The sequence below is a fragment of the Streptomyces sp. NPDC054883 genome (assembly GCF_053610645.1).
Window position 1 is genome coordinate 174258 of record NZ_JBSGYT010000001.1, and the last position, 21603, is coordinate 195860.

Annotated in this window: 22 protein-coding genes; 9 read left to right on the forward strand and 13 right to left on the reverse strand. The window is 74.1% G+C overall.

The annotated features are described in order from the left end of the window. Positions 1-8: 8 nt before the first annotated feature. The gene (locus ACWGH1_RS00875) at positions 9-926 is read right to left on the reverse strand and encodes an NADP-dependent oxidoreductase (protein WP_453353913.1); all 918 of its coding nucleotides are present in this window, start codon (positions 924-926) and stop codon (positions 9-11) included. A gap of 166 nt (positions 927-1092) precedes the next feature. On the opposite strand from ACWGH1_RS00875, the gene ACWGH1_RS00880 reads away from it, so the two are divergent. Beyond that, positions 1093-1836 carry an SDR family oxidoreductase gene (locus ACWGH1_RS00880; protein ID WP_453408301.1) on the forward strand — a complete coding sequence of 248 codons (744 nt, stop codon included), beginning with the start codon at positions 1093-1095 and terminating at the stop codon, positions 1834-1836. A 25-nt stretch (positions 1837-1861) separates the two neighbouring features. Here the strand turns inward: ACWGH1_RS00880 and ACWGH1_RS00885 are convergent, their stop codons facing one another. Next, complete coding sequence (locus tag ACWGH1_RS00885) at positions 1862-2542, reverse strand: peptidoglycan-binding protein (protein WP_453408302.1); 681 nt, start codon at positions 2540-2542, stop codon at positions 1862-1864. Between the two features lie 249 nt (positions 2543-2791). Between ACWGH1_RS00885 and ACWGH1_RS00890 the strand changes: the two genes are divergently transcribed. Continuing rightward, entirely contained in the window at positions 2792-3205 is a 414-nt protein-coding gene (locus tag ACWGH1_RS00890) for a hypothetical protein (RefSeq protein WP_453355575.1), read from the forward strand. 73 nt (positions 3206-3278) lie between these two features. Then, complete coding sequence (locus ACWGH1_RS00895; RefSeq protein ID WP_453355574.1) at positions 3279-4112, forward strand: MerR family transcriptional regulator; 834 nt, start codon at positions 3279-3281, stop codon at positions 4110-4112. Here the strand turns inward: ACWGH1_RS00895 and ACWGH1_RS00900 are convergent. Next, positions 4081-4431 (reverse strand): hypothetical protein, encoded by a 351-nt coding sequence (locus ACWGH1_RS00900; protein ID WP_453355573.1) that lies wholly within the window; start codon positions 4429-4431, stop codon positions 4081-4083. The two genes, ACWGH1_RS00895 and ACWGH1_RS00900, sit on opposite strands and share 32 nt — an antisense overlap. Before the next feature lie 92 nt (positions 4432-4523). Here ACWGH1_RS00900 and ACWGH1_RS00905 point away from each other — a divergent pair, with 92 nt between their 5' ends. Beyond that, complete coding sequence (locus ACWGH1_RS00905) at positions 4524-4985, forward strand: hypothetical protein (RefSeq protein ID WP_453355572.1); 462 nt, start codon at positions 4524-4526, stop codon at positions 4983-4985. A gap of 73 nt (positions 4986-5058) precedes the next feature. Next, positions 5059-5634, forward strand: a complete 576-nt coding sequence (locus ACWGH1_RS00910; protein WP_453355571.1) for a GNAT family N-acetyltransferase — start codon at positions 5059-5061, stop codon at positions 5632-5634. A 57-nt stretch (positions 5635-5691) separates the two neighbouring features. Here ACWGH1_RS00910 and ACWGH1_RS00915 read toward each other — a convergent pair whose 3' ends face one another. Together ACWGH1_RS00915 and ACWGH1_RS00920 are read right to left on the reverse strand one after the other, a co-directional pair. Further along, complete coding sequence (locus ACWGH1_RS00915) at positions 5692-8424, reverse strand: DNRLRE domain-containing protein (RefSeq protein ID WP_453408303.1); 2733 nt, start codon at positions 8422-8424, stop codon at positions 5692-5694. 179 nt (positions 8425-8603) lie between these two features. Next, complete coding sequence (locus ACWGH1_RS00920) at positions 8604-10526, reverse strand: glycoside hydrolase family 5 protein (RefSeq protein ID WP_453408304.1); 1923 nt, start codon at positions 10524-10526, stop codon at positions 8604-8606. A 359-nt stretch (positions 10527-10885) separates the two neighbouring features. Here ACWGH1_RS00920 and ACWGH1_RS00925 point away from each other — a divergent pair, with 359 nt between their 5' ends. The 3 genes from ACWGH1_RS00925 (at position 10886) to ACWGH1_RS00935 (ending at position 12501) form a co-directional block, all read left to right on the forward strand. Further along, complete coding sequence (locus ACWGH1_RS00925) at positions 10886-11188, forward strand: hypothetical protein (protein ID WP_453357436.1); 303 nt, start codon at positions 10886-10888, stop codon at positions 11186-11188. Positions 11189-11338: 150 nt separating this feature from the next. Further along, positions 11339-11800 carry a Crp/Fnr family transcriptional regulator gene (locus ACWGH1_RS00930; protein ID WP_453357435.1) on the forward strand — a complete coding sequence of 154 codons (462 nt, stop codon included), beginning with the start codon at positions 11339-11341 and terminating at the stop codon, positions 11798-11800. 257 nt (positions 11801-12057) lie between these two features. Beyond that, complete coding sequence (locus ACWGH1_RS00935) at positions 12058-12501, forward strand: SSI family serine proteinase inhibitor (protein ID WP_453357434.1); 444 nt, start codon at positions 12058-12060, stop codon at positions 12499-12501. Positions 12502-12554: 53 nt separating this feature from the next. Here ACWGH1_RS00935 and ACWGH1_RS00940 read toward each other — a convergent pair whose 3' ends face one another. Continuing rightward, positions 12555-13397: a GNAT family N-acetyltransferase gene (locus ACWGH1_RS00940; RefSeq protein WP_453408305.1), complete on the reverse strand. Its 843-nt coding sequence runs from the start codon at positions 13395-13397 to the stop codon at positions 12555-12557. A 122-nt stretch (positions 13398-13519) separates the two neighbouring features. Further along, complete coding sequence (locus tag ACWGH1_RS00945; protein WP_453408306.1) at positions 13520-13969, reverse strand: hypothetical protein; 450 nt, start codon at positions 13967-13969, stop codon at positions 13520-13522. 187 nt (positions 13970-14156) lie between these two features. Here ACWGH1_RS00945 and ACWGH1_RS00950 point away from each other — a divergent pair, with 187 nt between their 5' ends. Further along, a complete protein-coding gene (locus ACWGH1_RS00950; RefSeq protein ID WP_453354231.1) occupies positions 14157-14882 on the forward strand; it encodes an SIR2 family NAD-dependent protein deacylase in 726 nt (241 codons plus the stop codon). 51 nt (positions 14883-14933) lie between these two features. Here the strand turns inward: ACWGH1_RS00950 and ACWGH1_RS00955 are convergent, their stop codons facing one another. The 6 genes from ACWGH1_RS00955 to ACWGH1_RS00980 form a co-directional block, all read right to left on the reverse strand. Further along, positions 14934-15422 carry a VOC family protein gene (locus ACWGH1_RS00955; RefSeq protein ID WP_453354230.1) on the reverse strand — a complete coding sequence of 163 codons (489 nt, stop codon included), beginning with the start codon at positions 15420-15422 and terminating at the stop codon, positions 14934-14936. Positions 15423-15557: 135 nt separating this feature from the next. After that, complete coding sequence (locus ACWGH1_RS00960) at positions 15558-19118, reverse strand: bifunctional glycosyltransferase/CDP-glycerol:glycerophosphate glycerophosphotransferase (RefSeq protein WP_453354229.1); 3561 nt, start codon at positions 19116-19118, stop codon at positions 15558-15560. 176 nt (positions 19119-19294) lie between these two features. Then, on the reverse strand, positions 19295-19666 hold the full coding sequence (locus tag ACWGH1_RS00965) for a hypothetical protein (RefSeq protein WP_453354228.1): 372 nt from the start codon (positions 19664-19666) through the stop codon (positions 19295-19297). Between the two features lie 83 nt (positions 19667-19749). Beyond that, a complete protein-coding gene (locus ACWGH1_RS00970; protein WP_453354232.1) occupies positions 19750-20184 on the reverse strand; it encodes a roadblock/LC7 domain-containing protein in 435 nt (144 codons plus the stop codon). An 86-nt stretch (positions 20185-20270) separates the two neighbouring features. Then, entirely contained in the window at positions 20271-21062 is a 792-nt protein-coding gene (locus ACWGH1_RS00975; protein WP_453354227.1) for a transcriptional regulator, read from the reverse strand. After that, a complete protein-coding gene (locus ACWGH1_RS00980) occupies positions 21059-21475 on the reverse strand; it encodes a hypothetical protein (RefSeq protein WP_453354226.1) in 417 nt (138 codons plus the stop codon). The genes ACWGH1_RS00975 and ACWGH1_RS00980 overlap by 4 nt, the downstream gene beginning before the upstream one ends. Positions 21476-21603: the final 128 nt, after the last annotated feature.

Here is a 21603-nt window from a genome sequence, read left to right on the forward strand (position 1 = left end):
GGCGGTGCTCAGAGCTCGATGACGATCTTCCCGGCGGTGTGCCCGGCCTGGCTCAGCTCGAAGGCGGCCGCCAGCTCGGCCAGCGGGAACGTCTCGGCGACCGGCACCGTCAGCAGCCCGCTGTCGGCGAGCCGGCCCAGTTCGGTGAGGTCGCTCGCGACGGGCCTGACCCACATCCACTGACCGCCCGCGCCGAGCACGGTGTGGTCGGCGATCGACGCGTGCCGCCCGCCGTCGGCAAGGACCGCCCGCGTCACGTCCAGCACCCCGCCGACGAAGTCCGCGACGACGGTCACCCCTTCGGGGGCCAGTTCGCGGACGCGGCCCGCCAGGCCGTCCCCGTACGCGACGGGCTCGCAGCCCAGCTCGCGCAGCCGGTCGTGGTTGCGCGGCGAGGCGGTACCGATGACGCGGGCGCCGAGCGCACGGGCGATCTGCACGCCGAGGGAGCCGACCCCGCCCGACGCGCCGTGCACGAGGACGGTGTCCTCCTTGCCGGTGCCGAGGCGGGTGAGCAACTGGTAGGCGGTGAGACCGGCCAGCGGCAGCCCGGCCGCCTGCTTCCAGTCGAGCGACGCGGGCTTCGCCGCCAGCGTCCGTACGGGCGCGCTCACGAACTCGGCGAAGGTGCCGCCGTGCACGTAGTCCTTCCGGGTGTACGCGATGACCTCGTCGCCGACCGCGAACTCGGGGACGTCGATGCCGACCCGCTCGACGGTGCCGGCCACGTCCCAGCCCGGGACCACCGGGTACACGACGTCCATCAGCCCGTCGAGCGCGCCCGCCATGATCTTCCAGTCGACGGGGTTCACCCCGGCGTACTTGACGCGGACGAGCACCTCGCCGGGTGCGACCTTGGGGACGGGGAGCCTGGTTTCGGCGAGTACCTCCGTACCGCCGTACGTCTCGTATGCCATGGCCCGCATCGTTTCCTCGGACATGTACCCGGCCTCTTTCGTGAGCTCGTGCGATCGGCTGCGTGGCGCCAATCCCATCACGGACGGCCGGGCGCGCCCCGGCAAGCCGCGCCGCCGGTGCTCGGGCGGACCCCGGCGCTTGCTAGCCTGCCTCCCCGTCACTTGGGAGGCTCACATGTCGCATCGTCCGGTCACCGTCGTCACCGGAGGGAGCCGGGGCATAGGCGCGGCGACCTGCGTCAGGCTCGCCGCCGAGGGGCACGACGTGGCGCTCGGCTACATCAGCGACGACGCGGCCGCCCAGGCCACCGCCGGCCTGGTCCGGGCGACCGGTTCGCGGTGCGTGACCGTACGCGGCGACACGTCCACGGAGTGCGGGGTCGAGCGGCTCTTCGACATCGCGGGGGCCGAACTCGGCGCGGTCACCGGGCTGGTCAACAACGCCGGGGTCACCGGCCCGCTGGGGCGGCTCGCCGAAGCCCGGACCGAGGACCTGCGCCGCGTGATGGAGGTGAACCTCCTGGGGTACCTGCTCTGCTGCCGCCGGGCCGCCCAGGACATGGCGGCCTCCGGCGGCGGCGCGATCGTCAACGTCTCCTCCACGGCGGCCACGCTCGGCAGCCCCGGGGAGTACGTCCACTACGCGGCGACCAAGGCGGCCACCGACGCACTGACCGTGGGCCTGGCCAAGGAGCTCGGCCCGGACGGGATCCGGGTCAATGCCGTGGCGCCCGGCATCATCGACACCGACATGCACGCCGCGATGGGCGACCCCGGCCGGCCCGCCCGGGCCGCCGGGACGATCCCGCTCGGACGGCCGGGCCACCCGCGGGAGGTGGCGGGCGCCATCGCCTGGCTGCTGTCTCCGGACTCCTCGTACACGACGGGAGCCGTGCTGCGGGTGTCGGGCGGCCGCTGAGCCGGCGGCGCGGGACCGCCGCGGGTCAGCCGAAGGCGGCCCGCGTGACCGGACCGTAGACGCCGGGCGGGTCGCCCTTGATGCCGCGGTCGCTCTGGAGCTGCGCGACGCCGCGCCGGGTGCGTCCGTCGTAGACGCCGGTGACGGCGACGTACGTGAACCCCTGCTCGTACAGCCGCTGCTGCAGGATCCGCACCTCGGGGCCCTTGTCCCCCTGGCGCAGGGTGCCGCCGCCCCCGGCCGGGGGCGGCGGGGCGGCGCCGGACGGGCCCGCGGGCCGGGTGCTCGGGCCCGCCGCGGGCACCGAGGGCGCCGAGGGCGTGGCCGTCGTGCCCGGCGGCGAGGCGGAGGCCTTCGGCCGGGGCGGGGCGGCGGACGGGGCGGCCGGCCCGGTGTCGGGGCTGCGCGCCGGAAGCGCCGGCACGGTCAGGCCGGGCGGCGCCCCGGCCCGCCGGGGCTGCGGGTCGGGACCGCTCAGCAGCAGCACCAGACCCCCGGCGCACGCGAGCGCGAGCAGGGCGAGGACGGCCGGCGTCCGCGGCCGCCGACGCCGCCCGGGCGCACCCGACGGCGCGGCGCCGGGAACCGGTTGCGGTGCCCGGACCGGCGGCGCCGCGTCCTCGGGCCAGGTCGGACCGTCCGGCGCGGGGGACGGCCGGCCCGGGGCGGCGACGTAGGGGCGCACCAGCAGGCCGTCGTCAGGCATGGGCCCGCTTCGGGCCGGTGGCACGGGGGACCGCCGTGCGGGCGGGCAGCAGCATGGATTGCGTCTTTCGGAGTGCGGGTCGCGCCGTGATTCTGGATCGGGCGCACTCTCGCCTCCCGGGACGCCCCGGGTCAAGCCGGGTGTCCGATCCGCCCGTTCCCTCCGGGCGGGAGATCCGGCCTGAACCGGCGTCACCCGGACGTGTGAGGGGTGCGGCTCGGCCGTCCGGGCGTACGGCATGGTGGAGGAATGCAGTTCCGCCGGGCCGCCCTGCCCCTCTGCCTCCTCGCGCTCCTGACGAGCACCGGCTGCGTGCCGGCCGGACCGGGGGAACGTGCCGCGGGTGCCGCGCCGGGTTCCCCGCCTCCGGTCGGAGCGGCGGACACCCCGCCCGCCGCGCCCCCGCCCCCCGCGCTGCCGCTGAGCCCGCTCCCCGACGCCGGCCCCCGTCATCCGGCCCCCGACACCGGCCCGGACGCGGCCGGGGGGCCGAAGCAGCGGCCCCGGACCCGTCCCGCCCGCCGGGGCGGCGAGCACGCCGCGAAACCTGCCGTTCCCCGGCACCCGGCGCACGCCCCGCGCGGGGAGGAGCTGTGCGCCGCGGCGCAGGGCGTGGTCCCGCCCTCCGTCGTCGACCTCTGCGTGCGCCAGTACACCCGCTGACCGGCCAGGACTCCCCTGCGAACGCATCGGGCTTGACCCTCACACCGTGTCAGGCTGTGCCGTGGGAGGCGTCATGTTCACCATCGGAGACTTCGCCAAGTACGGCCGGGTATCGGTCCGCATGCTGCGCCATTACGACGCCCTCGGACTGCTCCGCCCGGCACGTGTCGACCCCGCGAGCGGCTACCGCTTCTACGAGGCCGAACAGCTCTCCCGCCTCAACCGTGTCATCGCGCTCAAGGAACTCGGCTTCAGCCTCGAAGAGGTGGGGGCCATCCTCAACGAGCGGCCTGGCGTGGCCGGGCTGCGCGGCATGCTGCGGCAGCGGCAGGCGGAACTGGAGGACGCCGTGGCCGCCGCCGCGGCGCGGCTGGCGGCGGTCGAGACGAGGCTCCGGACCATCGAGAGCGAGGGAACCATGCCGGCCGACGAGATCGTTGTGAAGAGCCTGCCGCCCGTCCGCCTGGCGGAACTGACCGGCGTCGCCGCCGGGTACGCCCCGCAGGACATCGGGCCGGTCATCGGTCCTTTGTACGAGGAGCTGTGCGGCCGGGTCGAGGCCGCTGGGGTCGTTCCGACGGGTCCGGGTCTGGCCTACTACGAGGACGCTCCGGACGCCGCGCCCGGATCCGTCCTGGTGCACGCCGGGCTCCCCGTCGCGGCGGCCGTCCGTGCCGAGGACCTCGGGGGCGGGGTGCGGATCGTCGAGCTGCCCGGGGTCGAACGGGCGGCGACCGTGGTGCACCGGGGGTCGATGGACGGCGTGCTGCCGACGGCCCAGGCGCTGGCCCGGTGGATCGACGCCCACGGCCACCGCTCCACCGGATTCGCGCGCGAGCTGAACCTGGCCTGTCCGCAGGACCGCGACCAGTGGGTCACCGAGCTCCAGGAGCCCCTGGCCCCCTGAGCGCCGCCGGGACCCGCTCCGCGCGGCGCCCGCAGGCGGCGGCGCAGCGCCGGGCCGAGCGGGTGGTGCCCTCGCGGGCGGTCCGCAGCCGGCGCAGGGCGGTGTGGCCGCGTCGGCGCCACTCGGCGCGGGGCAGCCCGGCGCGCTGGCCGCCGCCGGTGATCAAGGCGTTGACCGGGGCGTGCGGGTCGGCGGCCATCCCCTTGGCGATCAGGATCCCGGCCACCAGCGGTACCAGCGCCACCGCCAGCGCCGAACCGGCGGTGCTCACCTGCTGCATGCGCGGGCGGTGCGTGCCGCGCGCGGCTTCGTACGTCATGGCGCCATTGGATCAGCGCGGGCCGGGCGGGGAATCGGCGCGGATACTCGAGCCGTTGGACCTGAGGTACTCAGACGGGGTGGGTGGTGTGCGTGGCGGACGGACCGGACGGGCAGGGCTTCGAGGCGGCGACCGGGGACGGCCCCGCGCCGCATCCGGTCCCCGGGCGGGCGGCCGAGGTGCGGACGGCGTACGAAGGGCTGATGCAGATCCGGCGTCTGGTGAACGGCCCGCGGGGTACGGAGGTTCCCGCCCCGTGGGAGCTGCGCCGGATGCCGCGCGCGGTGGCCCTCGTACTGGAGGCCGCGGGCATCGCGCCGTCGGCGGTGGCCCCGGACGGGCGGCGTTCGCACACCGGCTACCGGGTGGCGGCCGCGCCGGAGCCGGGGCGGGTGCACGTGTCGTGGCTCGGCCCGCCCGGTGGCGGCGCGGTGGAGGAGGAGCAGGACCGGCTGGCGGAGTGCGCCCGGGTGCTGGAGCGGCACGGATGGGAGTGCCTGTTGTACCGCGGCCCCCGCCGACGCCGCTTCCTGGAGGTCGAACCAGCCCGCTGAACCGGCCCGTCCTGCTTCGCAACAGCCCGAAAAGGGTTTCCGCGCCGCCCCACTGCCCGGGCAGACTCGGCGGATGAGCGAGCCCGACGCGATTCCCGACACGCCTCCCGGCGCGGCCGCCGCCCGGGACGGGACCCGTCCCGCGATCCGGCCCGGCGCCCTCGCCACGCCGCGGCTGGACCTGGTGCCGCTGCGGCCCGAGCACGCCGAGGAGATGGCCGGGGTACTGGAGGACCCCGCGCTGTACGCCTTCATCGGCGGCGAGCCGCCGGACCCGGCCGCCCTACGCGAGCGCTACGGGCGGCTGGCCGCCGGTTCACCGGATCCGGCGCTGGTGTGGGGCAACTGGGCGCTGCGGCTGCGCGCGGAGCGGCGGCTCGTCGGGACCGTCCAGACCACCGTCGCCCCGGCCGAGGACAGCGCCGAACTGGCCTGGGTGGTCGGCGCGCCCTGGCAGGGCAGGGGCTTCGCGACGGAGGCCGCCGGTGCGGTGGGCGCGTGGCTGCTGGCACTGCCCGTCGGCCGCCTCCTGGCCCACGTCCACCCGGACCACCACGCCTCGGCGGCGGTCGCCCGGGCCTGCGGCCTCGCTCCCACCCCGCACCGCCGGGACGGCGAGGTCCGCTGGGAAAGCCGGCCCGGGGGCTGAGGCGGGCGAGGCGGTACGAACCGGGAGGGACCGTACCGCCTCGGGCTCAGCCGGGGGTCACGGGGTGCCGAACGTCAGCGTCAGCCGCGGGGTTCCTTCGTTGGCGGCGGCTTCCGAGGACCAGAGCCACAAGGCGTCCGTCCCGGTGCTGGTCAGCGCCAGCCCGTAGCTGCCGCCGAGGGCGGACGCGACGGTGGCCGGGTCCAGTCCGGTGGTGTGGACGGCCGAGCCGTCCGGGATGCCCGGGAAGCTGCCGAGCGCCGGCGCGCCCAGTCCGGGGCGGTTGTTGTACGTCGTCCCGCCTTCGGTCCACGCGCCGGTGACCGGGACCACCGGGACGGTGTCCGTAGTACCCGCGCCGGACATGGTGCTGGTCTTCACGCTGAGCGTCGCCGACTTGAGCACCGTGCCCGCGGGCGCGGCGGGCAGGTCGAAGCGCAGGTAGCTCGCGTACAGCGGAGCCCCGCGGACGGCGAGTGAGCCCGAGGTCCCGAAATTGGCGTCGGGGGCGCCCGCGTTCGCGTACGTGTCCTCGGCCGCCGTGAGCTGCACGACCGAGTCGGCGGGTGCGGAGGCGAGGGCGTAGTGGTTCTGGACCTGCGCCGCGCTCAGTACGCCGGGGTAGACGGCCGTCTCGTCGAGCAGGCCCGCCCAGTAGTCGCTCGTCGGGCGGTCGGGCCAGGCGTTCAGGTTGTCGCCGCCCGCGTGCCAGTAGCCGGCGAAGTTCTCGTGCGTGGTGACGTTGAGGGTGCCCTTCGGGGCGCCGTCCACGTAGAGGGTCATTCCGCCGGGGCCCTGGGTGGCGACGACGTGGTGCCACTTGTCGTCGTTGTACCGGTCGGTGCCCCCGGTGGTGATGGTGCGGGTTGCCCCGGTGTAGACGCCGTAGACCAGCCGGCCGTCATTGGTCATGTAGATGTGCTTGTCGTACTGACTGCTGGTCCGGTCCTGGTTGTTGCCGAAGCCGACGAGCTTGCCGCCCCGGGTGGTGTTCGTCTTGAACCAGGTCTCGATGGAGTAGCTGCTGCCCACCGTCTGCCGCTGGTCCCCGTAGACCTGGGTGTTGCTGCCGTTGAAACCGATCGCCGTGCTCGCGCCGGTGACCGCGCCGGGTGACTGCCGCAGCGCCGGTCCGTTCAGGTGGACGCCGCTGCGGTTGCCCGCGGCCGAGGAGTCGGCGACGAACGGCAGGGCCGACTCGTCGTAGCGCCAGTACTGCTGGGCGCCGTCGGTACGGACCGCGTTGGGGTACGCGTCGACCGAGGCCGGGACGGTGACGGACGCGGTCGCGGACAGCGCGCTGGTGTTGCCGGCCGCGTCGGTCGCCGTCACCCGGTAGGTGTAGGACTGCCCGGTGAGGACGGTGGTGTCCGTCCAGGAGGCCTGCGGTCGCCTGAAGAACAGCGAGTCCCCGGCGACCGTGCCGATCGGTGCCGCCGAGCCGTTGCGGTAGATCCGGTAGGTCAGCGCGCTGTCGTCCAGGTCGAGGCTGGTGCGCCAGCGCACCTGGACTTCGCCGGGCCTGAAACTGACGGCGCTCGCGACGGGGACGGTGGGCGCGCCGGTGTCGCCCGTCGAGGCGAAGCGGGTCAGGCTCTGCTGGGCGGTCCCGTTGACGGTGGTGAATTCCCCGCCGACCCACAGGTACTTGACCCCGGCCTCGGAGCCCACCGTCATCACGCGCGGGCCGATGCCCTCGCCGATGCCGTCGTCGGTGTCGGGCGCCCAGCCCAGTTTGCCGACGGAGGTGGTCGGCTGGGCCAGCAGGTGGTGGCGCCGGCCGTCGGGGTACTCGCCGACGCTGGAGCAGTCGTGCGCGTGCGAGGCGCTGTACAGCACGCCCTGGTAGGGCAGCACGGCCTGGGTGGCACCGAGGCAGGTGTCGCGCCAGCGCTGGTTGAAGTCGCTGAGGTCGAGGGCGATGCGGCCGTCGAAGACGCCGCCGCCCGTGCCCTCGTTGCCCGTGTAGAAGCCGGTCGCGTCGGTGGCGATGTCCTTGACCACGGAGTTGGTCTCGATGAAGCCGGGGTAGGCCTTGGTGAGTGCGCCGCTCGTGGCGTTGACGACGGCCAGGGCGTGGGTGTTCGTACCGTTGACGGTGAAGAAGTCGCCGCCCAGTACGACGTTGGCGCCGTCCGGGGTGACCTCGACGGCCCGGCCGGGCTCGTCGGCGTCGGCGGTGAAGGGCTTGACGGCGCCGTCGGCCGCGCCGACTGCCGCGAAGCGGCTGCGCGGCTGGCCGGAGACGGTCAGGAAGTCACCGCCCGCGTAGACGGTGTCGTCGGTGACGGCGAGGGATCGCACGGTGGCGGCGAAGGCCGGCCGGAAGGAGGTCTTCACCGTGCAGCTCGCCACGTCGATGGCGGCGATGCTGGAGACGGGGATGCCGTTGACGGCTCCGAAGTAACCGCCCGCGTAGAGGGTCTTCTTGTCGGGCGAGAGGGTGAGCGCGCGGACGGTGGCGGTGCCCCCGCCGAGGGTGAAGTCCAGGGAGCAGGAGGTCGGGGCGCCGGTCGCGGCGTCGAGGGCCGCGAAGTTCACCGCCGGCCGCTCGCTGCCGCCGCCGCCCGCCGGGGGGCGTACGGCCGAGAAGGTACCGCCGACGAAGACCGTGCCGCCGGTCTCGGCGAGGGCCCAGACGATGCCGTTGGGCTGCCAGGTGGGCAGCGCGTCGGCGGTGAAGGCCACGGGCGGGGTGACGGCCGCCGCCGGTGGGACGGGGCCGAGGACGGCGCCGGTGCCGGCCAGGGAAAGTGCGAGAGCGGTGGCAAATCCTCTGGATCTACGCATGAACCCCCCAGTTCGGTGTGCGTCCCCCGCCGTGGCGCCGCGCGGGGCACGGCCGTACGGCCCTCCGGCCCGCTTCCGGGGCCGGGCGGTCGTGCGTACGGGCGCACCCTAGGGCGGATAGCCCGCCCCGGCACGGCACTTGACCCATCGCATGCCGAACCGGGCCCGGGGGCGCGGGTTCAGGAGGCGGCCAGCGGGCGGCAGAGCAGGGCCGCCGCGGAGGGGCGGAATCCCGCCCGGGTGGTGAAGGCGACGCCGGCCGCGTACTCGGTGGGCAGGCACTGGCCCTTGTAGCCGCCGTACGCGAAGTCGCCTCCGGCGGCGCCCGGCGGCCGGCTGTCGCCCCGGTCGAACCAGACCGTACGGCCCGCTGCCGCCGGGAGGGCGGTACGGGCCGGCGCGCACAGGGCCGCCGAGACGCGCTCGCCCCGCAGGCTGTACCCGATCAGGAAGCGCCCCGCCGGGCACTGGAGCTTCGTGTACCCGGAGGCCCAGTCGCCGCCCGGCGGCACGTACGTCTCGTCGCGGACCACCGTGTGGCCGCCGGCCGGGGCGCGCAGGTCGGACCCGGTGCACAGGCCCCGGCCGCCGGTGTGGCTCAGGCCGGTCAGCATTGCGCCGTCGGGGCAGACCGCTTTGCGGGCCCCGCTGTCCCAGTCGCCGGCGGCGCGGGTGAGCAGCGAGGCGCTGTGGTCCTGGTGGTCGGTGTTCAGCTGGTACCAGGCCGGGGTGGCGGGGACCGGCCCGGTGCGGCCGCCGGCGGTGAGGAGCCCGGACCACGCGGGGGTCCGCCAGTCGCCCTGGTCGAGGACTCCGGTGCGGCGGCCGGTCTGGTCGTAGCGCAGCAGCGCCCAGCTGTCGCCGCCGGGGGCGCCCTGGGCGGTGGTGCTCCAGCCGACGAGCGGCCAGTACGCGAAGTCGGCGTCGGACGTGGCGAGGTAGGAGGTGAAGCGTGTGAACCAGGCGCGCGGAGCGGCGCCGCCCTCGTCGGCGCCGATGCCGAACTCGCTGATCCAGACGGGGGCGGTGAAGTGGTTGCCGGTTTCGGCGGAGACGAAGAAGGCCTGGTCGTAGACGGTCTGTTCGAGCTGGGCGGGGCTCATGTCCTGGTAGCGGAGGTCGCTGGTCTCGCCGAGGCCGGTGGCTCCGCTGTGGTGCGGGCCGGTGTACCCGTAGAAGTGGGCGGAGTAGACGAGCTTGTGGGAGACGACGAGGGTGTGGGAGAGGGTACGGACGGGCGTGAGGGCCGGGCGTCCGTGCGGGAAGCCGTCGACCGGGATGCCGGTCCAGTTGATGCCCTCGATGACGATGAGCAGGTTCGGGTTGGCCTCGGTGAGGATGCGGTCGGCGGCCTCCTGGGCGGCCGCGTACCAGTCGTGGGCGTCACCGAGGCCCCAGTTGGGGTCGTCGAGGACGTCGCGGCGGACCTCGTTGTAGAGGTCGGCGCCGACGACGCGCGGGTTGTCACGGTAGCGGCGGGCGAGGAAGACCCAGTCGTCGGCCCACTGGGCGGTGGAACGGCCGCTGTTCCAGCGTTCGTTGCCGTCGACACCGCAGCACCAGCGGGTGGTGCCGGTGTGGTTGTTGAGGATGACCGCGAAGCCCGCGTCGGTGAGGGCGGCGACGACGGCGTCGTAGACCTGGAGCGGGGTGCGCCCGCGCAGGGCCGGGTTGGCGGCGACGGCCGCGTCCGGGACCGGGCCGGTGGAGTGCAGCATCTCGTTGGAGAAGGGCAGTCGGACGCTGTTGAGGCCGAGGGTGCGGAAGTCGGCGAGCAGGGCGGGCAGGGCCACCCGGTCCAGGCCGAGCGGGATGCCGTGGGAGTCCTGGCCGGCGTGGTGGCCGGCGGGGTCGGTGCGGTCGCCGGAACCGGTCCAGGAGCCCTGGGCGCCGTCCCAGTTTCCTGAGCGCAGGCGGAAACGGTTGCCGTCGGCGTCGACGACGTACCGGCCGCTGGTGGACAGGGGCGGCTTCCAGGCGTCCGCCGTCGCCGGCGCGGCCGCGGCGGTCGTGGGCAGGGCCCCGGCCGCGGCGGCCGTGGGCAGGGCCCCGGCCGCCGTCAGCACCAACACGCTCAGGACCACCCGTAACAGGCTCTTCATGTCGCTCCTGCCGACCGCGGAAGCCCGCCCGGGCGGGCGGTGCGGCGCCAAGTTACCGGCCGGTCGCCCCCTGCGGAAGGCACAGGGCGAACCGGTTCTCCGGCCGCCGCGGCCCGCTGGACGCGGCACGGCGGAGCCACGTCCGCGGGCGGTGCTCCCGGCAGCCGCGCGCGGGGACGCACCGCCCAGAGGCCGCCCCGCAGGGGCCTGCGCCCGGCCGGGTGCGGGCGGGCCCGTCCGGGGGGCGGGGGCCGCGGGGTCGTTCGCGTGGGGGCAACCCCGGGGAAAACCGCCCCGCGGGGGGTCGCGCCGCTCTACCGTGCCCTGAGTGCGTTCGGCACGGCACCGGAGGTGGGCGGATGGACGACGAAGAAGACATGCGGCTGGCGCGGATGACGCCGGAGATCTCCCGCCGCACCCTCGCGATGCTGCGGGGTCTGGCCGGGATGGAGCCGCCGGAGCAGGTCCCCGAGGAGGCCATGATCGTGGCCGACGCGATCCTCGCCGAACACGGCACCGACGGGCTCCGGGTCCTGGTGATGACCCTCGCCGCCTGGGCCACGGCGCAGATCGAGAACGTCGCCGAACTGAGCCGGCGCAGCCACGAGGCGGTCCTGGACGCGATGGAACTGGCCTGCCTGGAGGCGAGCGGCGAGGACTGAGCCCCGTCACTATCCGCGTCCACAGGGTGACCCCTGGCACCCGCCCGTCCCCGCTCGGCCCGGGGCCGCGGCGTCGCACCGCCCCGCGCGCCGGAGTCGGCGACACTGAGGTGAGCAGGAGTCCTGGGGGGGTCGTGATCGGAGGCCGTCGTGAGCACACCTTCCCCCATCCGGCTCGCCGCCGTGCTGTCCGCCGAGCACCGCGCCCGGCTCATGGCGCTGGCCCGTGAGGTCAATTTCCGCGAGGGCACCCGGATCTTCAACGAGGGCAGCCGGGCGGAGTCCTTCTGGATCGTGCGTTCCGGCACCGTCACCCTGGAGCTCCCCGTCCCCGGCCACCGCGCCGCGCCGATCGAGAGCCTCGGCCCGGGCGAACTGGTGGGCTGGTCCTGGCTGTTCCCGCCGTACGCCTGGCAGCTCGGCGCCGAGGCGATGACCCTGGTACGGGCGGACCAGTTCGACGCGCCCACGGTAAGGCTGCTGATGGACGCCGACCCCGCCTTCGGCTCCGCCATCGGGCATTGGGTCGGGCGGGTGCTGGCGATGCGGCTCCAGCAGACGCGCACCCGTCTCCTCGACCTGTACGCGCCGCGCATCGCCGCCACCCGCTGAACCTCCTCTCGGGCCCGCGTCCCCGGTCAGCGGGGTGCGGGCCCGCCGTGCGGCCGCCCGCCGGCCCCCCGAAGCGGGTGTCTTCGGCCGTTTCGGCGCCCTCCGTCCGCACAGGTCAACGGCCTCCCACGGCTGCGGACTGCACTCATGCGCTCACGAACGGTGACGTGAATTAGCGGCCCGAACGAGCGTTCCGGCGCTGCATGGGCAAGACTCGCGTCCGTTATCCGGCACGACGACCCCGAGGAGTGTTCGAAATGCGGTCCATCAGCAGGAGTCTGGGACTGGCTTCCGGAGCCATGGCGCTCACCGCTCTCACCGCGCTGGCCGGGTCGGGAGCCGCCGACGCGGCGCCGACCGGAGCGGAAACCCTCTACGCCCCGTCGGCGCTCGTGGTCAGCGTCGCCTCCGGAGAGGACCCCGCCCAGGCGACGGTGATGCGCGCGGGGACGCTGGTGTGCGCGCCGCGTCCGACGGGCACGCACCCGGACCCGGCCGCGGCGTGCGCCGAACTACGCGCGACCGGTGGCGCGCCGGACGCGCTGACCGCACCCCGCGCGAACGTGCGGTGTACCAGGGAGTGGAACCCGTTGACCGTCACGGTCGACGGGGTGTGGCAGGGCCGCAGGATGAACTACGCGCACGTCTTCGCCAACCCGTGCGAGCTGCGCAGCAGCGAGGGCGTCCTGTTCCACGTGTAGGACGGCGCGCCGGCCCCGCCGGGCGGCGCCGTGCGACCGCCGCCCGGTCTCCGTCACCCCAGTTCGAGGCTGGTGACCCCGTACAGGCCGGACAGGTCGAGCGCGGGCGCCGGGCCCGTGTACATGCGGGCCGTCTCGAAGGTGGGCACCAGTCCCAGGTCGACCGCCAGCTTCACGGCCGCCGGGTTCGCGTCGGGTACGTCCACGGCGACCCGCCCGCCGGGAGCGTGCCGCGCGAGCCCGCGCAGCAGGGCGGCGGCGACCTGGGGGGTGGCGGCGTACAACGGACCGATCCTGGCGGCGGCGCTGCCCGGGCGGATCACGCCGAGGCCCTCGACCCGTCCGTCCCGGACGGCGGCGAGGGCCGTCCGCCCGGGCAGCCCGGTCCAAGCCGCGAGGAAGGAGTCCCGGGCCTCCGGGAAGAACAGGCGGTCGTAGGAGGCGAGTTCCGCGAAGGGCAGGGAAGCGGCGTCGACCACCCGCACCCCGCGGTCGTCCCCGGCCCCCGGAACCCCCTCGTAGCGGGCGTTGTTCCAGGCCCGGCGGAAGCCGGACCTGCCGTAGTTGTCCTGCTGCTCGACGACCCCGTCCAGGCCGACCAGGCGCCCGTCGAGCCGCGCCATCCCGGCGTGCCACAGCCGGATCCCGTAGCCCCGGCCGCGCACGGCGGGCCGGGCGATGTAGAAGCCGATGAACCCGTGGCCGGTTCCGTAGCGGACCGCCGAGATGCAGGCCACCGGCTCCCCGTCGAGCCGGCCGACGAGGAACCCGCCGGGGTCCGCGACGGCGAAGGCGAAACGGTCGCCGACGCCCGGGTTCCAGCCTTCCTCCTCCGCCCAGGAGCGGATCAGTTCCATGTCGCAGGCGCTCGCGCCGGTGATCTCGAAGCCCGTCATGCCCGGTGTTCTACCAGACGCCCCCGCGTCCGCGCAGCCCCGCACCGGTCGGCCTGACGCCGCGCCAGGAGGCGGCGCGGGGGGCCGGACCGGCCTCCACGTGCGTGCCGTCGGCTCGCCGGTCAGCCGGCGCAGATCACGTCGTCCAGCCGGATCGGCCTGCTGTCGAGCCGGACGTACGCGGTGAAGGTGTCCGTGGCCCCGCCGTCCCAGTGGGTGGTGACGGTGGCCCAGCCGACGCCGGCGTTCTGGGCGACGGTGGCCGGCCCGACCGTGATCCGGTTGGGCTTGCTCCGGGCGCAGAGCAGCACGTCACTGTCCGGGTAGTTCTTCTGTTTGTCCTTGAGCTGCTGGGAGACCCGGTGCCGGCGGTCGTGGGCGGACGGGCCGTGGTGTCCGTAGAAGCCGATCAGGAAGCCGCTGATCTGGGCGGCCGTGTGCCGGTGGGCGAGGGCGGTGATGTCGCCGAACGGAGGCGCGTCGGCCAGGGCCGCGGGCGCGGCAGCCGCGGGGACCAGGAGGGCGGCCAGGCCGAGCAGCAGGGCGCCGGGGAGGTGCGGGGTGAGCTTCATGTCCGGTTTGTAACCGTCCGTGCGGTCACGTCGGGCGGGACGCGGCGGGGACCTCACCCCAGTGGGGGCGGGATTCACCACTGTGGCTCGGTTCCCCCGCCCGCTGCCCGCGGGCAGCGGGCAGCGGGCAGCGGGCCCGGGAAAAACGAGCTCGCGGACCGGGGGACGGTCTGCGTAGGGTCGGCCCATGGGGAAGCCGCTCGTCGCAGTGTTCAGTGGGGCCGGGATGTCCACCGATTCCGGGATTCCGGACTACCGGGGGCCGCAGGGGCTGTGGCGGCGCGAGCCCGGCGCCGAGAAGCTCGTCACGTACGCGTACTACATGGCCGACCCGGAGGTCAGGCGCCGTTCCTGGCTGATGCGGGCCCGGCTGGGCGCGCTCGGGGCGCGGCCCAACGCCGCGCACTACGCCGTGGCGGAGCTGGAGCGCGGCGGGACCCCGGTGCGGGTGCTCACCCAGAACGTGGACGGTCTGCACCAGCTCGCCGGGATGCCCGCCCGCAAGGTGTTCGAACTCCACGGCACCGCCCGGTCCGTGGTGTGCACGGCGTGCCACGCCCGGTCGGGCATGGACGAGGCGCTGGCCCGGGTCGCGGCCGGGGAGCCGGATCCCGCGTGCCTCGTGTGCGGCGGGATCCTCAAGGCGGCGACGGTGATGTTCGGTGAGCGGCTGGACCCCGAGGTGCTGGGGCGGGCCGTGGCGGTGGCCAAGGGCTGTCAGGTGTTCGTCGCCGCCGGGTCGACCCTCCAGGTGCAGCCCGCCGCCTCGCTGGCCGGGATGGCCGCGGAGGCGGGGGCCCGGCTGGTCATCGTGAACGCGGAGGAGACCCCGTACGACTCACTCGCGGACGAGGTGGTCCGTGAGCCGATCGGGACGGCCCTGCCGGCGCTGCTGGCCCGGATCGGCGCCTGAGCCGGGCCGGTCCGGCATCCGGTCGGCACCGGCCCCGTCCCTGGCCCCCGCTCAGCCCTCGGCGTCGGCGGCCCGGCGCATTCGCGCCACGTCCAGCTTCTTCATCGTCATCATGGCGGCCGTCGCGCGGGCGGCCCGGCCCGGATCCGGGTCGGCGATCAGGTCGATGGCGCCGGGCGGGACCACCTGCCAGGACACCCCGAACCTGTCCTTGACCCAGCCGCAGGCCGACTCCGCTCCGCCGTCCTTCGTCAGCTCGTCGTAGTAGTAGTCCGCCTCCGCCTCGTCGGCGCAGTGGATCTGGAAGGAGATGGCCTCGGTGAAGGGGAACTGCGGGCCGCCGTTGAGGCCGACGAACTTCTGCCCGTTGATCTCGAACTCGACGATCAGCACCTCACCGGCCGGACCGGGCCCCGCCTCGTTGTAGTAGGCGGTGCGTCCTCGCTCGCCGTCCTTGAAGACGGACAGGTAGTAGTCCGCCGCGGCCTCCGCGTTGCCGTCGAACCACAGACAGGTGGTGAAGCCGGCGCTGCTGCTCATGACTGCCTCCACAGTGGGTGGGCGGGACGGGCCCCGGGGTCGGTCCGTCCCACACATGAAGACCGGTCCCCGGCCCCGAACTCATCGGTGTGCCGGGGACCGGTCCGTGTCCCTTCCGGAAAGCGCTCGTCCGGACTACAGGGCGAGCATCCGGTCGACGACCCGCGCGGCGGCGTGGCCGTCGTCCAGGTCGCAGAACTCGGCGCGGAACGCCGCGCGGGCCTCGGCGTGTGCGGCGCAGATCGCGTCGGCGTCGCGCACGGCCTCGATCAGGCTCGCGGAGTCGGCGATGAGCGGTCCGGGAGCCTTCTTCTCCAGGTCGAAGGTGAAGCCGCGCAGCGTGTCGCGGTAGTGCTCCAGGTCGTACGTGAACAGCAGGATCGGCCGGTCGGTCAGCGTGAAGTCGAAGATCGCGGACGAGTAGTCCGAGATCAGGACGTCGGCGACCAGCAGCAGGTCCGTGGTGTCGGGCCAGCGCGAGACGTCGACCACGAAGCCGTCCCGGACGCCCTCGCGGACCTGCTCGTTCACCTTGTGGTGGCCGCGGATCAGCAGGACGTGGTCCTTGCCGAGCGCGCTGCGGGCGGCGTCCAGGTCGATCTGCAGGTCCAGCTTGTAGCCGTTGGACCAGCCCTCGCGGTTCTCCCGCCAGGTCGGCAGGTAGAGGACGACCTTCTTGCCCTCGGGCAGGCCGAGCCGCCGCCGGATCTCGGCGACGCGCTGCTCGTCCGGGCGGACGAGGGCGTCGGTGCGCGGGCTGCCGGACTCGATGATCTCGCCGTCGTAGCCGAGGGCGCGCTTGAGGACCGGGGTGGCGTACGAGCTCGGGGAGGCGAGCAGCGACCACTGGGCGGCGTCGTGGCGCAGTGCGTCCAGCGCCTCGGGGCTCGTGTAGTAGTCGTGCAGGTAGTCGTGGCCGATCTGCTTCAACGGCGTGCCGTGCCAGGTCTGCACGACGGTCTGCCCGGGGCGGCGCCGGAAGTGCCCCGGCACGCTGTCGTTGACCACGTAGTAGCGGGCCCGGGCCAGTACGTCCCAGGCCTCCAGGCTGTCGTACTGGACGGCGCGGGCGGTCGACGGGACCTCCGCACGGCCGTCCCGGACCAGCCAGACGTGGTCCAGCTTCGTGCCGCGCCGCACGAGTTCCTCGTGGATGGCGCGCGGGGAGTCGCCGGCGCCGGTCCCCTGGAAGGTCTCGTACACCACCATGTCCTTGACCGGCAGGGCGGACTGGGCCGGGTAGGTGATGTCACGGGCCACCCGCTGGGCGTACCGGGAGCGGTCGTGCGGGCTGATCAGCGGGTCGCTGTTCAGCACCAGCCGGTCGTACAGCCGGGCCTCGACGCGCATCCGGCGGCCGTCGGTGGTGAGGTGGTGCGGTCCGGAGAAGAGGACCGGCGGCAGGAGCTGGAGCGGCGCGCCGCGGTCGACGCCGAGCAGGCTCGCGGTGGTGCCGCCCTGGCTCGCCGGGCGCAGGGTGGGCCACCAGCGGCTGTGCGGCAGGGTGGTCCGACCGGCGTACGGCTCGGGCAGGACCGGTTCGAAGGTGGCCTCGAAGCGGTCGCCGTCACGGGTGACGGGGTAGCTGAACTCGGCGCCGTGGTGGTTGTGCAGGACCAGCTCGTACGGCTCGTCGGCGGTGTCCGCGGGCGCGTGGAAGATGCCCCCGAGGGTGAGGGTGCCGTTCTTGGTCGTGACGGTGTCCACCAGCGGCGGCGAAGCCTGCACCGAAAGGACCAGGTGGCCCGAGGGCCCGCGCTTGGCGAAGACGGCGCGGCCGGTGGCGTCGGCGGGCACCGGCACGACCAGCTGCGTGAAACCGCCCCGCTCGTCGAGGACCAGGGGGTGTTCGGTGCCGTCGGCCCGGACGACGGCCAGGTTCCAGGCCTGCGGGCCCCATTCGCCGGGGCCGGGCAGCGGTACGTCCGCCAGCTCGGCCAGGCGCAGGGCGGCGGTGAAGGGGACGCGGCTGTTCGCGCCGGCTCCGGCCGTCTCCAGCTGGGCGGTCAGGGTGTTGCCGCTGCCGACGTGCGTCGCCTGGAGGGAGGCGCCCGGGCCGACCTCGGCGGACAGCTCGCCGGACACCTCTACGGCGTCGTCGCCGGACGGGCGGACGTCCAGGGCCCGGGCGCGGACGACCTCGACCTTGATCGTCAGGGGGCCGCCGACGGTCGGGACGATCCGCACGTCGGGGGTCGCCCAGTAGGCGGGCGGGTTGTGGCCGCTGTCGTGGTCGCCGCCCCTGAGGCGGGCGCGGTGCAGGCCGCCGGCGCCGGTGACGGCGATGGAGATGGTCCACGTGCCGTCGTTCCACGTGCCGCCCGTCTGGAAGACGGTGGGGTCGACGACCGCGGTGAACCCGGCCCAGTCGGCGTGGCGCAGCGCGAGGTGCGGTTCGTTCACGGTGGCCATCGGGGAGGCGACCGTACGGGCGGTGACGACGCTGCGGCGGCGCTTGCCCTGCTCGCGGAAGATCAGCATCTTGCGGGAGCCGAGGCGGCTCTCCGCGCCCAGGTGGCCGGGCAGCGCGTATCCGCGCAGCAGCAGCTTCCCGTCGCTCCAGGCGGCCTGTTCCAGGCGGCTGACGACGCGGCGTTCGCGCGGGCCGAGGGTCAGGAGCTTGGCGGGGACGGGGGCGGTGAGGAAGGGGTAGTCGGCCTGCGGGCGGGCGAGGCCCTTGACCGGCACGCTGTAGGAGTAGTCGCTCTGGTGCTTGTTGAGGGCGATGAACTCCTCGACGCGGCCCTCGCGGGCGAGGTACGCCTTGAGCCGGTCGGCGACGGTCAGGTCGGACCAGGGCCCGGGTCCGATCTCGCGGACGAGGCCGCCGACCTCCTTGACGAAGGCCGCCCGGAAGTCGCGGCCGCCTTCGCCGACGTACTTGTAGATGAGCGGCAGTTCTTCGCTGAGCACGTTGTGGTCGTACTCGCGCAGGTAACGGGCGTACTTCTCGCCCGGCTTGGCCTTGAGGGCGTCGCGGACCATGCGGATCGACGTCACGCGGTCGATGACGGAGACGGGGTCGGTGGAGCGCTGGGTGATGGAGCGCTCGCCGGTCTCGCGGACCCGCCAGTGGTAGACGACGTCGCTGATCACGTCGACGCTGGTGGCGAAGTAGTGGGCCGGGATGCTGACCGGCGCGTCCTCGTAGAGGATGCCCTCCGGGTACTGGAAGCCGTGCTCGTCCCAGAAGGTGCGCCGGTAGACCTTGTTCCACGCGGTGCGGTCGGTGACCAGCGGCGCGAACTTGGAGATGTGGGTCTTCAGCCGGGTCGTGGCGAAGGGGGCGCGGTGTCCCCAGGACTGCTGCATTCCGACGGAGCGGAACCGCTTGACGTTTCCGCCGGCGAAGTCGGAACCCGTCTCGTCCAGGGCTTCGATCAACAGCTGGTAGGCGTTGGCCGGCATGGTGTCGTCACTGTCGACGAAGGCGAGGTACTCACTGCCTTCGGATATGTGACGGGCACCCGCGTTGCGGGCGGCACCGAGTCCGGCGTTCTTCTGCCGTACCAGTCGGAACCTGTGGTCCCGCGCAGCGAAGGCCTCGCCTATCGCGGCACTCGCGTCGGTGGAACCGTCGTCGATGAGGACGACCTCGAAGTCTTCGAAGGTCTGGGCGGCGATGGACTCCAGGCACTCGTCGAGGTAGAGCTCGACGTTGTAGACCGGTACGACGATGCTCAGGCGCGGGGGCATGGGTGGCAGGTTCTCCAGCTTTTTGCTTTGTTGATGATCAACCGATTAGAGCATCTTACTCGGTAACGGGATGATAAATTCCGCCCATCCTCGGACATATCGCCCCCGATCGCCGGGCGGACGGCAAAGAATTCAACCGCCCGCCACCGCGCCGTCGCGACCCTCGCGGGTCCTCCTCAGATTTCCAGACCGGCCTCGATGCCCTTCAGCTGGTGCCGGGCCATCGCGAGATTGGCACGAGCGCGGTCGAGGGCGAGATAGAGGAAGAACCCGCCGCTGCCGCGGCCCTTCATCAGCCGGATCAGGTGGTACTGGCCGCCGAGGGTGATCAGGATGTCCTCGATCTCGTCGTTGATGCCGAGCATCTCCATCGTCCGGACCTTGGCCCGCACCACGTCGGTGTTGCCGGCCGCCGCGACCGCGAGGTCGAGGTCCTTTCCCCCGCCCACCATACCGAGCGCCATGCCGCTGCCGTAGTCGACCAGCGCGGCGCCGAGCGCGCCCTCGATGGTGGTGGCTTCCTTGAGGGCGGTCTCCACGTTGACCATGAGTGATTCCTCTTTCTGCTGTTTCCGCTGTCGCTGCGGGAGTGACTCGTGCTGGGACGTCTGTCGCTGTGGTCGTACGGAACTCAGGGCGACGACGCCTCGGTGGGCATGGGCGGGGCCGCCGGGCCACCGCGCCTGCCGAGGCCGTGCTCGACGAGTTCGGTGATGCGCAGGCTGGAACGCCGGCCCTCCAGGTGGAGCCGGCCGACGTTGACGCGCGGCTCGGCGATCAGGGTGAGGACGGCCGCCTCCCCGGCGGCGTAGGTCGCGACGTAGCCGTGCTCGCCGCGCACGAGCAGTTCCCGGAAGCCGCCCTGGCCGGTGCAGTCGCTGAGCCGCTGGGCCACGCCGAGGGCCGCTGCGGTCAGCGCGGCGACGGATTCGGCTTCGGTGGCGGCGCTGTCGTGGGCGAGCACCAGGCCGTCGACGCTCGCGGCGAGGGCGCCGGTGAGCTGGGGAACACGGGCCCGCAGGCGCCGCAGCTCCGCGCGTATCTCGGCTTCTGTCTCGGCGGCCATCATCACCGTGCTCATGTCGGCCGGCCTCCTTTCGGGCTGCCTGCGCTCGGAGCGGTCGGCGCGCAGGACCGGTCGCAGCGGGAGCCTCACAGGCTTGCCTCCAGTGCGTCGCGTAACCGGCGGAGCAGCGCCACGTCCGGGGATTGGGTCTGGGTCATCCAGTCGGGCAGGGACACCCGGGCGACCGGTGCCGGGGCGGGTTCACGGGGGGTCTCGACCAGCCCGGCGGCCGCGAGCCTGCGGACGTCGAGCAGCGTGTGGAAGGCCGGCCGGCCCAGTGCCCAAGCGAGGTCCGCGGGGGTGCGCACTCCGTCGGACTGCCGCAGCAGGAGGCGCTGGCGGGCCGTGACCGTCTGGCCGGGGGCTGCCGGGCGGGGCACCACGGGGGCGGTGTCCAGCTGGGGGTAGGGCCACACCGCGTCCAGCAGTTCCCGGCGGCGGCAGGTCTCCCGCTCGACGGCGGCGGCGGGGACCGACCGGACCGAGCCGATCCAGTGGGTGGCGCCGCGCCGGAACCGGGACGGCCCGCTGCCCGGCGAGAGGGCGAAGAAGGCGGCGTCGAAGATGGCGGCGAGGTGGCAGATCTCCAGCTCCCCGCCCGCGAGGCCACCGCTGTCCACGAGGAACCGGGCGACCTGGCGGCGGGCCCCGGCCTGATTGACGGCGTCGTTCCAGCGTTCGGGGGCGAGGCCGCCGCCGGTGGTGAGCAGGACGTCGAGGCCGGGGGTCGAAGGGCTCTCGGCGTGCACGACCCGGCCGTCTTCCAGGAACAGGGTGCCGCGGTCGCGGAGCAGGGCGCCGGTGGCGCGTTCGGCGGCGAGGCGGGTGAGCAGCGGGGAGACGGCGGTGGCCGGGGCGGTCGCTGTCGCGGCGGTCATCTGAGCACCAGCCCCTCCGCCAGGGTGCGGAGTCTGTGCCGGGCCAGGGCCAGGTTGCCGTCGGTGCGGTCGAGCCACAGGTGGAGGAAGACGCTGCTGTCGAAGCTCGTTTCGACGAAGCGCAGGACGTGGTAGCCGGTCCGGGTGGTGACGATGAGGTCCTCGACGGGCGGCCCGGCCGCGGCGCCCGGCCCCGAACCGGCTTCGGCGCCCGGTTCCGCCGGGGCGAAGGACTCGTACTCGGCGGCCGCCCGGGCCAGTTCGGCGGTCTCGGCGGCGGTGGTCTCGTGGTCGCCCACCGGGGAGTCCCCGGCGGTGCCGAGGGCCAGTCCGCTGCTCCAGTCGACCAGCGCGGCGCCCCGCGCACCGGGCAGGGCCATGGCTTCGAGCAGACATTCGTCGATCCCGGGCACGCGGGCTCCCCTCCCGGCTGGACGTGCTGGGTGCACGGTCGTTCGGCGCGACAGGAGGGAACTTACTCAACTTCCGCAGAGCGAAAAGGCGTTCTGGCATTTTCCGCTGGAACATGCGCGCTAGCACG